18 protein-coding genes are annotated in these 14125 nt (G+C 74.8%); 9 read left to right on the forward strand and 9 right to left on the reverse strand.

Going from position 1 to position 14125, the window contains the following annotated elements; genetic code table 11:
• Positions 1-211 precede the first annotated feature (211 nt).
• The 3 genes from IFT45_RS14040 to IFT45_RS14050 are packed head-to-tail and all read left to right on the forward strand — an operon-like array spanning position 212 to position 2123.
• Entirely contained in the window at positions 212-1081 is an 870-nt protein-coding gene (locus IFT45_RS14040) for a hypothetical protein (RefSeq protein ID WP_192128917.1), read from the forward strand.
• Positions 1078-1533 (forward strand): phage holin family protein, encoded by a 456-nt coding sequence (locus tag IFT45_RS14045; protein WP_369814278.1) that lies wholly within the window; start codon positions 1078-1080, stop codon positions 1531-1533. Before IFT45_RS14040 ends, IFT45_RS14045 begins: the two co-directional genes overlap by 4 nt.
• On the forward strand, positions 1533-2123 hold the full coding sequence (locus IFT45_RS14050; RefSeq protein WP_192128919.1) for a DUF3618 domain-containing protein: 591 nt from the start codon (positions 1533-1535) through the stop codon (positions 2121-2123). The genes IFT45_RS14045 and IFT45_RS14050 overlap by 1 nt, the downstream gene beginning before the upstream one ends.
• 304 nt (positions 2124-2427) lie before the next feature.
• Here the strand turns inward: IFT45_RS14050 and IFT45_RS14055 are convergent, their stop codons facing one another.
• Both IFT45_RS14055 and IFT45_RS14060 read right to left on the reverse strand, forming a co-directional pair.
• Positions 2428-2691, reverse strand: a complete 264-nt coding sequence (locus IFT45_RS14055) for a hypothetical protein (protein ID WP_185230509.1) — start codon at positions 2689-2691, stop codon at positions 2428-2430.
• A 211-nt stretch (positions 2692-2902) separates the two neighbouring features.
• Positions 2903-3277: a PH domain-containing protein gene (locus IFT45_RS14060; protein ID WP_192046762.1), complete on the reverse strand. Its 375-nt coding sequence runs from the start codon at positions 3275-3277 to the stop codon at positions 2903-2905.
• Between the two features lie 58 nt (positions 3278-3335).
• Between IFT45_RS14060 and IFT45_RS14065 the strand changes: the two genes are divergently transcribed.
• On the forward strand, positions 3336-4712 hold the full coding sequence (locus tag IFT45_RS14065; protein WP_192128921.1) for a carboxylesterase family protein: 1377 nt from the start codon (positions 3336-3338) through the stop codon (positions 4710-4712).
• Positions 4713-4881: 169 nt separating this feature from the next.
• On the opposite strand, the gene IFT45_RS14070 is transcribed toward IFT45_RS14065, so the two are convergent.
• The 4 genes from IFT45_RS14070 to IFT45_RS14085 form a co-directional block, all read right to left on the reverse strand.
• Positions 4882-6144, reverse strand: coding sequence for a hypothetical protein (locus IFT45_RS14070; protein WP_192128923.1), 1263 nt, complete (start codon positions 6142-6144; stop codon positions 4882-4884).
• Positions 6134-6679, reverse strand: a complete 546-nt coding sequence (locus IFT45_RS14075) for an RNA polymerase sigma factor (RefSeq protein WP_056057682.1) — start codon at positions 6677-6679, stop codon at positions 6134-6136. The genes IFT45_RS14070 and IFT45_RS14075 overlap by 11 nt, the downstream gene beginning before the upstream one ends.
• 121 nt (positions 6680-6800) lie before the next feature.
• The gene (locus IFT45_RS17915) at positions 6801-7823 is read right to left on the reverse strand and encodes a L,D-transpeptidase (protein ID WP_192128925.1); all 1023 of its coding nucleotides are present in this window, start codon (positions 7821-7823) and stop codon (positions 6801-6803) included.
• A gap of 126 nt (positions 7824-7949) precedes the next feature.
• Positions 7950-8780 (reverse strand): LuxR C-terminal-related transcriptional regulator, encoded by an 831-nt coding sequence (locus IFT45_RS14085; protein WP_192046759.1) that lies wholly within the window; start codon positions 8778-8780, stop codon positions 7950-7952.
• A 102-nt stretch (positions 8781-8882) separates the two neighbouring features.
• Here IFT45_RS14085 and hxlB point away from each other — a divergent pair, with 102 nt between their 5' ends.
• The 4 genes from hxlB (at position 8883) to IFT45_RS14105 (ending at position 11819) form a co-directional block, all read left to right on the forward strand.
• A complete protein-coding gene (hxlB, locus tag IFT45_RS14090) occupies positions 8883-9482 on the forward strand; it encodes a 6-phospho-3-hexuloisomerase (protein WP_192128927.1) in 600 nt (199 codons plus the stop codon).
• A gap of 52 nt (positions 9483-9534) precedes the next feature.
• Entirely contained in the window at positions 9535-10158 is a 624-nt protein-coding gene (hxlA, locus tag IFT45_RS14095; RefSeq protein WP_167260538.1) for a 3-hexulose-6-phosphate synthase, read from the forward strand.
• A 116-nt stretch (positions 10159-10274) separates the two neighbouring features.
• Complete coding sequence (locus IFT45_RS14100; protein WP_056057669.1) at positions 10275-10520, forward strand: DUF1653 domain-containing protein; 246 nt, start codon at positions 10275-10277, stop codon at positions 10518-10520.
• A gap of 396 nt (positions 10521-10916) precedes the next feature.
• The gene (locus tag IFT45_RS14105) at positions 10917-11819 is read left to right on the forward strand and encodes a hypothetical protein (RefSeq protein ID WP_197982469.1); all 903 of its coding nucleotides are present in this window, start codon (positions 10917-10919) and stop codon (positions 11817-11819) included.
• A 176-nt stretch (positions 11820-11995) separates the two neighbouring features.
• Here IFT45_RS14105 and IFT45_RS14110 read toward each other — a convergent pair whose 3' ends face one another.
• On the reverse strand, positions 11996-12280 hold the full coding sequence (locus tag IFT45_RS14110) for a hypothetical protein (protein WP_192128929.1): 285 nt from the start codon (positions 12278-12280) through the stop codon (positions 11996-11998).
• Positions 12281-12368: 88 nt separating this feature from the next.
• Here IFT45_RS14110 and IFT45_RS14115 point away from each other — a divergent pair, with 88 nt between their 5' ends.
• The gene (locus IFT45_RS14115) at positions 12369-13025 is read left to right on the forward strand and encodes a GNAT family N-acetyltransferase (RefSeq protein WP_192128931.1); all 657 of its coding nucleotides are present in this window, start codon (positions 12369-12371) and stop codon (positions 13023-13025) included.
• Between the two features lie 134 nt (positions 13026-13159).
• Here IFT45_RS14115 and IFT45_RS14120 read toward each other — a convergent pair whose 3' ends face one another.
• A complete protein-coding gene (locus IFT45_RS14120) occupies positions 13160-13603 on the reverse strand; it encodes a hypothetical protein (RefSeq protein ID WP_192128932.1) in 444 nt (147 codons plus the stop codon).
• A 198-nt stretch (positions 13604-13801) separates the two neighbouring features.
• On the reverse strand, positions 13802-14098 hold the full coding sequence (locus IFT45_RS14125) for a hypothetical protein (protein WP_056057658.1): 297 nt from the start codon (positions 14096-14098) through the stop codon (positions 13802-13804).
• Positions 14099-14125 lie beyond the last annotated feature (27 nt).

A 14125-nucleotide genomic window follows, 5' to 3' on the forward strand; every position in this document is an offset into this window, starting at 1 on the left:
AGCCCCGCTGCGCACCGCGCAGCGGGGCTCTTCCGCGTGTGCGGGCGGGGTCGACGAACGGTGTCGAGTCGGGCTGTCAAGCACGTTTGGGACGGGATGTACCCCTCCGGCCCAACCCGGGCGCCGTGCGGGAGCGCCCGGTCGAGAGTGGCCGCAACCACAGAGCGGCCGCTCCCCCGGCGGCCGACCGACCATCCCGAGAGGTCTCGACATGAGCGACACTGACCACACCGACGGCACTCCGTCGACCCCCCTGTACGACCAGGCGGCCGGTTCGACGTCGTCCCTGGGCGACGTCACCGGTCAGGGCGACCCGTTCGACTCCGTCGTCGCGGGCACGTCCGCCCCGGGCGCCACCACGACCGGCACGGGCTCCGGCTCCGGCGACTCGTCGGGGACCGGCGGGGCCGACGCGGCCAAGGGCGAGGTGAAGGCCGTCGCCGGCGACGCGGCGGACTCCGCGCAGCAGGTCGCGGGCACCACGAAGGATCAGGCCGGCAAGGTCGCCTCCGAGGCGTCCGGCCAGGCGAAGCAGCTCTTCGGCCAGGCCACCTCCGAGCTGAAGGACCAGGCCGGCGCGCAGCAGCAGAAGGCGGCCGAGGGCCTCCACGCCGTCAGCCAGCAGCTGACCTCCATGGCCGACTCGAGCGACACCGGGCTCGCGCAGGACCTCGTCCGGAACCTCAGCGGCCGCGCCCACGGCGTCGCCAGCTGGCTCGAGGGCCGCGACCCCGGCACCCTGCTCGACGACGTCAAGCACTACGCCGCGCGCAAGCCCGGCACCTTCATCGCGATCGCCGCCGTCTCCGGCCTCTTCGCCGGACGCGTCGTCAAGGCGCTGACGGCCGAGGCCAAGAGCGAGCACGCGAGCGACGCGGGCTCGACGGGCACCGGCACCGCCTCGACGACGCCCGCGGGCGTGACGAGCCGCACCGCGCCTCCGGCCGGCGACGCGACCATCACCGGCCCCGTCGCGGGCGAGTACGACGTCGTCACCGAGGGCGACGTGCCCGGCTTCGGCACGACCACGAGCTCCAGCACCCCGGGCACCTTCCCGGGCGAGGGGGCGACGCGCCCGTGACCGACGCCACCTTCCCCGGCGGCGGCGTGCCCGCCGGCGGGCCCACCCCCGGCGTGCCGGACCCGGAGGACCGCGCGGCGACGACGTCGCTGGGCGACCTCCTCGGCAGCGTCACGAGCGACATCTCCACCCTCTTCCGCCAGGAGGTCGACCTCGCCAAGGCGGAGCTGACCGAGTCGGCCAAGAAGGCGGGCAAGGGCGCCGGCATGTTCGGCGGAGCGGGCCTCACCGGCCTGTTCGCCCTGCTCTTCCTGTCGCTGGCCGCGATGTGGGGCCTCGGCGAGCTGATCGGCCTGGGCTGGTCGTCGCTGATCATCGCCGTCGTCTACGCCGTCGTCGCGCTCGTGCTGTTCACGCGCGGACGCAAGGAAGTCAAGGACATCACGGGGGCGCCGAAGACGGCCGACTCCCTCAAGAAGATCCCCGAGACCGTGAAGCCTGGAGGCCACTGATGAGCACCACTGACGAGAACAAGACCCCGGAGCAGATCCGGGCCGAGATCGAGCGCACCCGGGCGGGCCTCGGCTACGACGTCGACGCCCTCGCCGACAAGGTGAACCCGACGAGCATCGCCCACCGCCAGACCGACAAGGTCAAGGGCAAGTTCAGCAGCGTCAAGGAGTCCGTCATGGGCACCGCGCACCACGGCACGAGCAGCGTCTCCGGCGCCGCGTCGGGCGCCGTCGACTCCACGAAGGACACCGTGCACCAGGGCGTCCAGAAGGCGAAGGGCAACCCGCTCGCCGTCGGCCTGATCGCCTTCGGCGCCGGCTGGCTCGTGTCGTCGCTGATCCCCGCCTCGGACAAGGAGCAGGAGCTCGTCGCCCAGGCGAAGGAGCAGGCCGGCCCCGCCGTCGACGCCGTCAAGGGCGCCGCGCAGGACGTCGCGCAGAACCTCAAGGAGCCCGCGCAGGAGGCGTTCGCCAGCGTCAAGGACACCGCCCAGGAGGCGGCGGGCACCGTCAAGGACGAGGCCCAAACGGCCGCGGGCGACGTGAAGGACAGCGCGCAGCAGTCGAAGGACACGGTCCAGGGCGCGTAGCGACCCGGCTCCGCCGACGAGGTGGCCCGCCCCGCCCTCCCCACCACGGNGCACGGGTCACCTCGATGGCGGTCGCGCAGTCCGCGAGCACGTCGCCCGGCGCAACGACGCACGAGGTGACTCGTCCTGGGCTCTCGCCGGGGCGCGGGGCCCGGAACGAGTCACCTCGATGGCGGCAGGCGGACGCAGCGACGCCCTGCCTCGCGGGAAGCGTGTGCACGTCGCGAGGCAGGGCGTCGGGCAGCGTCGGGGGGACGACGCCGCCGGGGCACCGCCGGGGGAGCGGTGCCGGTCAGGGGCTCGGCTAGCGGCCGAGGACGATCGACCCGGTCTGGGTGCGGATCGTCGAGGTGTGGGTGGCCAGGCGACCGAACTGCGCGCGGACGTAGCGGCCGAGCGAGGTGCGCGGCACCGACGGCGAGACGTACGACCCGACGAGGCGCTCGGCGCCGCGGGTCGACGACACGTAGCTGCCGACCGGCTCGTCGCGGCGAGCGGTGCTGGTGTACTGGCCGCCCAGCGGGAAGGGCTGGGCGGGGGCGGCGGTGCGGGTGTGGTTCGTGCTCATGGGGGCCTCCTCGGCGTGCTGGGCGGCGAGGCGGCACCGTCGGGTCGGGTGGCGTTCCTCGTCACCGTCGGCGTTGCCTCTACCCTAGCCCTAGTTTTGAATCATTCAAGACAACGACCGAACTGCACAGCGAGACCCCAGGAACCCACGCCCGCCTCGTGGGCGCACGGGGGGCGACGCGAGTCCCCGGGGCCGGGGCGACACGAGCGGGTCAGAGCACCTTCGAGCCGATGAGCTTGGCGAGGTAGGTCACGTCGAAGGCCCCGCGGAACTCGAAGTGGACCATGCCCAGCCCGCTGAACCACAGCGTCAGCTCGGCGTCGAGGTCGAAGGTGCCGGCCGTCTCGACGGAGAACGCCTGGATCTTCGAGTACGGCAGCGAGGTGAAGTCGCGCTTCTTGCCCGAGATGCCCTGCACGTCGACCGCGATGACGCGCTTGTCGGTGAAGACGACGAAGTCGCGGATCGTCTTGGCGGCGACGAGGAGCACCTCGCCCTCGAGGAGCAGTCCCTCGATCTGCGGGCGCACCTCCGAGGGGTCGATGTGGCTGAGCTTGAACACGGAGCTGGACGAGAAGTCGATCATGCTCGCACGCTACCGAGCGCGGAGCCCGGCCCCGGGGAGGCGCGACTAGCGTGGGGCGGTGACCGCGCCGACCCAGCCCCGAGCCCCTCGTGAGACCCGCTCCTTCGCCCCGCCGAGCGGGCCCGTCGTCGGCCTCGTCGACGGCGACGTGGTGCGGGTGCTCGGCGTGCCGTACGCGGAGGCCGAGCGCTTCGAGGCTCCCCGACCCGCGACTCCTGCGGTCGACGCCGACGGCCGGGCCGTGCCCTACGAGGCCTTCTCGCGCGCGCCCGCCTCGCCGCAGCTCTCGTCGCGCACCCTCAGCGCCCTGATCGAGGGCGCGAGCGACGGCATGGTCGACTCCGAGCGGTGCCAGGCGCTGTCGATCACGCTGCCCGCCGACCTCGAGCCGGGGGAGTCGCTGCCGGTGATGGTGTGGATCCACGGCGGCTCGTACGTCACGGGCGCCGGCGACCTCGGCGTCTACGACCCGCGGGCGCTCGTGGCCGAGCAGCGCGTCGTCGTCGTGACGGTGACCTACCGCCTCGGCATGCTGGGCTTCTACGGCGACGGCGCCTCGGTGCCCGCCAACCTCGGGCTGCTCGACCAGGTGGCCGCCGTGCGCTGGGTGCACGAGAACGTCGCGGCGCTCGGCGGCGACCCCGACCGCGTGACGCTCTTCGGCCAGTCGGCGGGCGGCGACTCGGTCGCCCACCTGATGATCAGCGAGGGCGCCCGGGGCCTCTTCCGCCGCGCGATCGTGCAGAGCGCGCCGCTCGGCATCACCCGCGGCCGCTCGCGCATGAACCGAGCCATGGTGGAGGCGGTGGGCACCCCGCCCCGGAACGCCCCCGTCGCGCAGGTGCTCGCCCTCCAGGCCGCGGCCGAGAAGGCCGCCCGCCGGTTCGGCCTCCGCGGGGGCATGGCGTTCGGGCTGCAGTACGGCCAGGCGCCCCTGCCCGCCGAGGCGGACCGGGAGGCCGCGTGGCGCGAGGTCGCGCCCGAGGTCGACCTCCTCATCGGCTCGACCAGCGAAGAGACGGGCCTGTTCTTCGCGTTCGTGCCGGCGCTGGAGCGCCTGGCTGCGCTGCCCGTCATCGGGCGGGTCTTCCGGCGGCTGCTCGTCGGCGCGACCACCTACGCGATCTACGGGCGCGACGCCCGCGCGTTCGCGGCGCGGCACCGGGCGGCCGGCGGCCGGGCCGTCCGCTACGAGCTCACCTGGGCCCCGGAGGGGGCCGTCTTCGGCGCGGCGCACGTGACCGACGTGCCGCTGCTGCTCGGCGGCGTCGACAGCTGGGGGCACACGATGCTCGTCGGCGACGCCGACTGGGCCGACGTCGACCGCCGCGGGCGGCGGGTGCGCCAGATCTGGGCCGACTTCGCCCGCACCGGCACGGTCGCGGCGGACGCGGGGGCGGGGCTGCAGGGGACGATCCGCCTCTTCCGGAGCTGACCTGCAGCGGCCTCCCGCGCCTCCTGTGCCTTCTGCGCCTCGCGCGTCTTCTGCGCCTCGCGCGTGACGAGGTCGTGGGCCGGTGCCCCCGCACCGGCCCCCGACCCCGGGCCGACCGCCCCCCGGCGGCCGACCACGGCCCGGCGCCCCCGCGCCGAGCCGGGTCTCGTCAGCCGCGCGTGCCCGCGGCGATGATCGCCTCCACGGCGGGGATGAGCCGCAGCGGGGTGTCGTCGGTGAACTCCGTGACCCCGGTGGAGACGTGGACCCAGCTGTCCGCCACGACCACGTCGATCCAGCAACCCGTTCCCTCGTCGGAGATGCAGCCCGCCGTGGCGCGGTCGGCACCGGCCACCTCGACCGGCCTGCCCGGGAGAGTCGCGGTGCCGGGAGCCCATCCGCCACCGGTCACCCACCGGACGTCGAGACTGCTGAAGGAGTAGCTCACCGACGCGTCGGGCAGGACGGACCACGAGCAGTGCCCGTCCGTCAGCAGCGTCGTCTCGATGCCCGTCTCCGTGGTCAGGGACGCGTGATCGACGACCGGCTCGTAGTCCACCTCGCCGACGGCGCGGCTGAGCTCCTCAGAGCTCGGCGCCGCCTCGCAGCCCGCGAGCTGCCAGGCCCCCGCCGGCACCTCCCAGGCGGGCGGAGGGGTCGCCGCCGCCAGCTGCTCCACCAGCGCCGCGACCACCGGCCGCACGGCGTCGACCGAGGCGGTCGACGCGTACGTCACGGGGTCGACCACGTTGCTCGACGTCTGGAACCACCACGGGCCGACGACGACCGAGGTGTTGCACGACGACGCCCCGGGGTCGCAGGCCGCGGCGGAGGCGTCGCCGAGGCCCAGGCTCGGCAGCCCCGACTGCCTCAGCCCGGAGATCCACTCGAGGCCCCGATCGCCCGCCGGGACGACGGTGACCGAGACCCGGGACTGCTCGTAGGGATCGCCCGTCGGGGTCCACGTGCAGGCGAGGGCGCCGGCCTGCCGGTAGGCAGCGGTGGCCGGCCGGAACTGCCCGGGCCCGAGGTCGATCGGCGTCGCGGTCGCGATCACGCCCGTGACCCCGATCTGGTCGCCGAGCGTCGCGCAGTCCACGTCGTACGCGGGCCGCGGCACCGGGTCCTGCTCGGGCGCGGCCGGAGTGAAGGTCGGGGTCGCCGTCGCGCGCGGCGTCGCCGAGGGCTCCGGGGTGCTCGTCGGCGAGGCCGGCGCGGCCGCCTCGAACGGCGAGGGCAGCACGAGCGCGAGGGCGCCCGAGGCGCCGCCGATGCCGAGCAGCGCCACGAGGCCGAGGGTGAGGCCGAGGTGCCGGCGGGCCCACGGGCGGGGCTTCGCGGGGGGCTCGGCCGCCGCTCGCTGCAGCACCTGCTGCTTCATCGAGACGAGCATGCGGTTCAGGTCGTCACCGACGGGGGGCTCAACGTCCATCGTTCGTCACCGCCTTCCTGAGTCGGGCGCGGCTCCGGCTCACCCGTTGGGTGAGGGAGCCGACGCTGATGCCGAGCGCCTTCGCGGCCTCGGCGTAGGAGCGTCCCTCGATGAGGCACAGCTCGATGACCTGCTGGTCGAGGGGGCTGAGGGCGTCGATCTCGGAGCGCACCCAGCGGAGCCGCTCCCGCGCCTCGGCCGCGTCCTCCTGGTCGAGGTCGGCGAGGTCGAGCGGCAGCTCGTCGGCGGAGTCACGGACCCGCTTGCGACGGAGGTTCATCGCGTGGTTGCGGCACGCGACGAGCAGCCAGGGCAGCAGCGACCCGTCGTGCAGCACGATCTCGGCCGACCGCCGCCACATCGTCACGAGCGTGTCCTGCACGACCTCCTCGACGTCCATGCGGCTGTCGACCAGTGCCCACGCGTACCGGGTCACGGCCGGCGCGTAGCGGTCGAAGATCGTCGACAGCGCGTGCCGGTCGCCCGTCGCCGTGCGTCGTACGAGATCGGAGTCGCTCTCCGTCGTCAGGTCCATGTCCACCCCCCTCACCTAGGAATGTCGCCGGAGGACGGATCCTGACGAACTCGTGCAGATCTCTTCCGCAGGCCCTGGGAGAGGCGCGGTGCGCGCCCGGCCCCGCCCGCGCCTCCCGCGGTCAGGTGAACTGGATCGGCGTGCCGACGGGCAGCGTCGCCAGCGCCTGCGTCATCGCCGCCGACACCCGGACGCACCCGTGCGAGGAGCCGGTGGGGTCGGGGTAGTAGTGGATCGCCGTCAGCGCGGAGTTGCCGCCGTACCCCGCCAGCAGCGGCGAGTGCGCGCCGGTCAGCGCGATCGGCTGGCCCTGCGTGTAGCCGATGCTCGGGTCGACGTAGTTGGCCTCCATGTAGGTGGCCGTCCCGGCCGGCGTGGGGTCGTCGGGGGAGCCGAGGCGAGCGACCTCCTGGGCTGAGACCGCCCCGTCCTGGCCGAGCACCGAGATCACCGAGCTGGCGTTGTCGACGAGCACCGACTGCGTCGCGGGGCTGAGCGTGAAGTCGGCCGCCCGTGCCCACGCGAACGTCGCGCTCGGGGCGGCGGCGACCCCGCCGTCGCCGGGCGTGGCGTTGCGGGCGGGCGTCGCCACGAGCACCATGCCGCCGTCGAGGCCCGGGCTCGTGCCCCAGACCGCGGTGGCGGCGGGGCGGTTCAGCGTCGGGACGGTGGCGCCGAACGTCGCGACCGGGGCCGCGTCGGCCGAGGGGCTCGCGTAGAGGGCGACGAGCGCGGCTCGCGGGGTCGCGATCGTCCACTGGTTGGTCGGCGTGAGGTCGCCGCCGTCGAGCAGCTCGGGCACGACCGCGTCGAAGAACGCGAGCGGGAGCGCGGCCAGGGCCTCGGGCGAGGGAGGCGCGGGCACGGCCGCCGGGGCCGGCGCGGCGGTGGGGCTCGGGCTGGGCGTCGGCGCGGCGGCGGGCGCGGAGGTCGGCGCGGCGGCGGGCTCGCCGCGGGTCACCGCGACGGCGACGGCGCCGGCGACGACGAGGGCCAGCGCGGCGGCGCCCGCGAGGAGGGCGGCGCGGCCCGGGAGGCGGCGGGGTGCGGCGGCGGGAGTGGAGGCGGCCGCGGGCGTGCCGGCGTCGGCCGGCCGGTCGGGGCCGTGCGGGGCGGGGGGCGTCGCGTCCGGTGTCTCGTCCACAGTGCGTCCAGTCTGCCCGGCGAGGGGCCGGTCCGGGCAGAACGAGAGTGATCTGTGATCTCGACCCGCGACTCCCGCGTCCCTGCGCTCCTCCGCCGCGGATCCCTCTCGAATTTGAGAGGGCCCCTACCGGGCGAGCGCGGTCAGCTCGGCGCGGGTCGCGGCCCCGGCCTTCCGCAGCAGGTTCGAGACGTGGAACTTCACCGTGTTCTCGCTGATGCCGAGCGCCTGGGCGATCGACCGGTTGCGCGCCCCCGACGCGACGAGCCGCAGCACCTCGCGCTCGCGCGGGCTGAGGACGACCGACTCGTCGAGGCTGCCCGGCTCCGCGGGCGGGTCGAGCGGCAGCGTCACGGCGACGTCGCTGCCCCACCCCGGCGTCGACGCCACGTCGAGCGAGCCGTCGAGCGCCGCGACCCGCTCGGCGATCGGCCGCAGCGAGTCGTCGTGCACCGTCAGCTCGCCGGCCCCGTCGTCGCGGATGCCGATCAGCAGGTTGAGCCCGTCGCAGTCCCACTGGATCCGCACCCGGCTCGACCGCCCGGAGTCGACGAGGGCGAGCACGGCGCTCCGCACGATGGCGCGCGCGGCGTGGGCCACCTCGCCGGGCAGGGCCCGGCCGGTCGCGGGCGGCTCGACGAACTGCACGTCGAGGTCGCCGAACCGCACGAGGGGCCGCAGGTCGTTCCGGAGGCGCGCGAAGGCCCCGACCACCGGCTCGAGCAGCAGCGAGCGCTGCTGGTCGGTCTCGGTGCGGATCTCGACCATGGCCGAGGCCGCGATCTCGGTCGCGAGCGTCCGGGCGGCGCGGTCGTCGAGCCGGGTCGAGCGGAGCGTCGCGAGCAGCGACTCGAGCGTGAGGGCCTGCCGGTCGACGAGGTCCGACACGGCCCGGGCGTGCTCGACGACGAGGGCCCGGCTGGCGGGCGAGGGCAGCGGCAGGTCGTCGTCGGTCACCCGCCCGACCCTACCCGCGCCTCCTCGACCTACCCGTTCGGGCAGGTCGCCCCCACCGGACGGACGGCCCCGGGGAGGCGCGGTGCGCGTAGACCAGGAGCCATGCCTCCCGCAGACACCGCCGACCGCCCCGACGCCGCCGTCCCCTCCGTCGCGCTCGACCTCGTGCGCGCCGAGGTCGACCGGGCCGTCCGTGCCGTCGTCGACACCGACCCCGACGGGCTCGCGGCCGTGGCCGACCTGCTCTCGGGGGCGCGCCGCGTCTTCGTGCACGGAGCCGGCCGCTCGGGCCTGGCGCTCCGCATGACGGCCATGCGCCTCATGCACCTGGGCCTCACCGTCCACGTCGTGGGCGAGGTGACCGCGCCGGCGATCGGCGAGGGCGACGTGCTGCTCACGGCGAGCGGCTCGGGCACCACCGGCGGCATCGTCGGCGCGGCCCAGTCGGCCGTCGACGCCGGGGCCCGCGTCGCCGCGGTCACCACCGACGACTCGTCGCCCCTCGCCGAGGTCGCCACGGCCGTGCTGATCGTGCCCGCCGCCGACAAGCTCGACCGCTCGGGGGCCGCCTCGGCGCAGTACGCCGGCGGCCTCTTCGAGCAGGTCGTCGTGCTGGTCGGCGACGCGCTGTTCCACGCCCTCTGGCAGCGGTCGGGCCAGAGCGCCGACGACATGTGGCCCCGCCACGCCAACCTCGAGTAGCCGCACCGCGCCTCCTCGACACCCCCTCACCCCACCACAGAAGGAGCACCACATGAAGCTGCAGTTCGCCATGGACACCCTGACCACCGACGCCGCCCTCGAGCTGGCGGCCGCCGCCGCCCCGAGCGTCGACATCATCGAGCTCGGCACCCCGCTGATCAAGGCGGAGGGCTTCCGCGCCATCACCGCGATCAAGGAGGCGCACCCCGACAAGATCGTGTTCGCCGACCTCAAGACGATGGACGCCGGCGAGCTGGAGGCCGACGAGGCCTTCAAGGCCGGTGCCGACCTGGTCACCGTGCTCGGCGTCGCTGGTGACAGCACCATCGCCGGTGCCGTCAAGGCCGCGAAGGCGCACGGCAAGGGCATCGTCGTCGACCTGATCGGCGTCAGCGACAAGGCCGCCCGCGCCAAGGAGGTCGTCGCGCTCGGCGCCGAGTTCGTCGAGATGCACGCCGGCCTCGACGAGCAGGCCGAGGAGGGCTTCACCTTCGAGAAGCTGCTCGAGGCCGGCCGCGCCTCGGGCGTGCCGTTCTCGGTCGCCGGCGGCGTCAAGGCCGCCACGGTCGGCTCCGTGCAGGACGCCGGCGCGCAGGTCGCCGTCGCCGGTGCCGCGATCTACTCGGCCGACGACGTCGCCGGTGCCGCCGCCGAGATCCGCGCCGCGATCAAGTAACGGCACCACCGCCTCCTCGCTGACGAACCCCGTCTTCGCCGAGGAACCGCGCCGCGGCGTGGTTCCCGTGCGAGGACGGGGTTCGTCGTGGGCCGACGGCGTCCTAGCCTGGGGCGATGACCGAGCCGACGCCCGCCCCCGCGACCCCGCCCGCGCCTCCCGAGCCCGGCATCTACCGCCACTTCAAGGGCGCCCTCTATGAGGTCGTCGGCACCGGGCGGCACAGCGAGACCGAGGAGCCGCTGGTCTTCTACCGCAAGCTCTACGACGACTACTCGTTCTGGGTGCGCCCCCTCGCCGACTTCGTCGCGCACGTGACGCGGGGCGAGCACGACGGGCCCCGGTTCACCCGCCTGCACTGAGCTGCCCCGGACACATTCCGGCCTGGGCATGTGCCGCGGGGTCGAGACCGCACAGGGGTTTGCCAGGAAGCCGGTCGGTCCCGTTCAGGCCGGGCGTGCATGCTTGCCGCTTCGTCTGCGCGTACGCCCTGTCCCCCGCGGGAGCGCGGACGAAGGAACGGGCCCTGAGCCCTGCCGCACCACCGACACCGACCCCGTCACGCCGACGCGTCCTCGCGCCGTCTCGCCCGAACCTCGGGAGCCTGCCCCCGCAGGCCGGAGACGCCGTGCCCCGAGATCCGGAGGGACCGTCCGACACCGCCAGCGCGGTGATCGCCCCCGCGTGACGCGTGCCCGCTCCCTCGAGGAGCACCCGGACCCCCTCCGGAGGCGCGGGTCGGCCGAGCATTGGACGACATGACCCCCGAGAACACCAGCGCCACCGTGCCCGCCGAGGGCACGAGGCCGACGGCCCCCGCCGCGGCCGCCCCCACCCGCCGCGAGCTCGCCTCCGCCCGTCGCCGCACCGCTCGTCGCCGCACGATCGCGATCGGCTCGATCGCCGCGGTCGCCCTCGTGACCGGCTCCGGCTTCGCCCTCGTGAACCGAGCTCCGTCGGCCGAGGCCGTCGCCGCCGCTCACGCCGCCGAGACCGAGAGGCAGGAGGACGCCATCGCGTCGGCCCTCGCCGACGCCCAGGCGAAGGCCACTCTGGACGCCGCGTCGCAGGTCGTCGCGTCGTCGCAGGGCAAGGTCGACGCCTCGGCCCTGCAGACCAGCGTCGCCTCGCTCGCCGACTACGAGTCGCTCGACGCCGACACGCTCGCCGACCGGGTCGCCGCGACCGTCGACAGCGCCCGCACGGTGCAGTCCGCCGCCGCCGAGGCCGACCGCCAGGCCGACGCCGCAGCCGCCGCCGCCGCAGCGGCCGCCGCCCAGGCGGAGGCCGACCGGCAGGCCGCCGCCGCCGCGCAGGCCGCCGCCGACGCCGCCGCGGCCCTCGCCGCGCAGAACACGCCCGCCGGCGCCAAGGCCACCGCGCAGGCCCTCGCCTCGTCGAAGTACGGCTGGGGCAGCGACCAGTACGGCTGCCTCGTGAACCTCTGGACCAAGGAGTCCGGCTGGAACTACCAGGCCTACAACCCGAGCGGCGCGACCGGGATCCCGCAGGCCCTGCCGGGCAGCAAGATGGCCACGGCCGGCAGCGACTGGGCGACCAACGCCTCGACGCAGGTCGCCTGGGGCCTCGACTACATCAAGCGCGCGTACGGCACCCCGTGCAGCGCCTGGGGCCACAGCCAGTCGGTCAACTGGTACTGATCGGTCCGGCCTGACCCGCTCACGGCGGGGCGCCTCCCTCGGGAGGCGCCCCGCCGTCGTCGTCCCGTCCGGCGCCGGCTCGGCGTGCGGGGCTCGGGAGTCGGCGGGCGAGTGCGACCCCGCCGGGCGACCGTGACGGCCCGCCCCGGTCGCACCCGCCCGCCCGGCGTCGACCCTCAGTCCTGCGGCGGGATGGTCTTGAACTCGTCCTCCTCGCGCGGCACGGGCACGAGCGAGGTCGGGGCCGGGCCGGGCTCCGACGCGCCGTCGCCGGGGGAGGCGGGCACGGTCACGGTCGGCGCGGGCGTGGGCTCCGGCGTCGCGGGCTCGGGAGTCGTGGTGGGGCTGACGGGGCTCGGCGTCACCTCGACGACCGGCTCGTCGTCGCCGCAGCCGGCGAGCACGACGGCCCCGAGCGCCGCCGTCAGCAGCACGGTCGCGACCTTCGCCTGTCCCCTCATGCGCCGAGCCTACGCACCCGCCGGGGGAGAGGTCGAGGAGGCGCGGGTCGCCCGGACACGGTCCGGTCGCCCTGGGCAGGATGGGCGCATGACCCCGCCGGAGCCCCGCGACGACGCCGAGGCGCGTCGCGCGGCGCGACCCGAGGCGCTGCCCTGGACGCTGCGGACCGCCAGCGCCGCCGACGTGCACGACATCGCCGTGTTCCAGACCGAGACGTGGCGGGAGGCCTACCGCGACGTCGTCGACCCGGCCTACCTCGCGGCCGTGGGCGTGCCCGAGAGGGTCGCCTCGTGGGGCCTGCGCGTCGCCTCGCCGGCGCGGCACGTAGTGGTCGCCCGGGTGCGCGACGCCGCGCCGGACACCTCGGGCGACGACGCTGACGACACCCCGGGCGACGATGCACGGGGCCCCTCGGCCGACGACGCGCGCGGCGAGGTGGCCGGCGTCGTCAGCTGGGCGCACGGCGACCTCCGCCACGACCCGTTCGACCTCGACCTCGTCGAGCTGACGACCCTCTACGTCGGCGCCGCCCACCGCGGCGGCGGCCTCGCCGACGCCCTCCTGCGGAAGGCGCTGGGCGATGGTGCCGCCTACCTCTGGGCCTTCGAGCGAAACGCCCGGGCCCTTGCGTTCTACGCCCGGCACGGTTTCGTCGCCGACGGCACGCGCAAGCTCGACGTGCCGACCGGAGCGTGGGAGCGGCGACTCGTCCGCCCGCCCCGCCCCGCGCCCGGCGTGGGCTGAGCCCGACCTTGCCAGCATGATGGCGGAAGTCTTGATCGTCAGCCGATCCTGTGGATGGAGTACATCCAGTCCGGGTACGACTGCCCAACGCCGGAAGGGCCCCTGCGGATGCAGGGGCCCTTCCGGTTCAGTACTCAGAACGATCGATTCAGGCACCAGGCGACTGCCTGGTAGGTCGGGACATTCCAGCCGCCCGTGTGCCAGATCGGGCGGTTGTGGTCCAGGGCCCATTTCTGCAGGGCGAGGATGTTGGCGGGGTTGTTCCCGTTGTCGAGCGGCCCCGCGTGGTACTTGCCGAGCTTGAGTCGCGCGGAGACCCCGAGCCAAGAGTTGGGGCCCATGACCCCGTCGATCTCGTAGGTGTAGGGCCTCTCCGAGGGCAGGCTCGCCATGCACTGCAGGCGCTTCCAGAAGATGGGACCGGGAACGCCGTCGAACTCTGTCGTCGTCTTCGGGAGGGAGGGGCAGACGTCAGACTCCGCTGCCACCGCCATGGTCGGTGTCGTCGAGGTCATCAGGGAAGCCATGACGACCATGGCGGCCAGGTAGGCGCTGACCTTCTTCTTTGACACGGACATGCAGTCTCCCTGGTCGGTGATACGTGAGTGTTACACGTAACCATTACGCACGTGAGGGCGCTGACACCTCCATCGGCAGGGGGAGATCCACGGCAGCGCGGGTGTCTGATAGCGATTCCGTGTGGGGAACCTCTCCAGCACGTGGTCACGGCACGGCCCGGCCCGGCCCGCAGGGAGGCTCGCACCGACCGGCCCGCGTCAGACGGCCGCGACCAGCGTCCAGGCCCCGCCGTCGCGGCGCAGCACCCGGCCGCTGAGGACGTCGGCGAGCTCGCCGACCGTCGCCTCGACCACGGCACCGACGGCCACCGCCACGTCGTCGTCGGGCGAGGTGTAGCGCACGACGAGCTGGGGCTCGCCGCGGCTCAGCAGGATGTCGCGCGCCTCCACCGTCGTCAGCTCGGCCGCGGCGTCGGCGGCGCGGGGCAGCAGCTCGTCGGGGCGGGAACCGGGGCGCAGGGTGCCCACGGAGAGGGCGACGCGGTACGAGGGCATGCCCCGATCCAACCGCCGACCCCTGAC

Source organism: Frigoribacterium sp. CFBP 13707 (genome assembly GCF_014842245.1).
In the GTDB taxonomy this organism is placed as follows: Bacteria; Actinomycetota; Actinomycetes; order Actinomycetales; family Microbacteriaceae; genus Frigoribacterium; species Frigoribacterium endophyticum.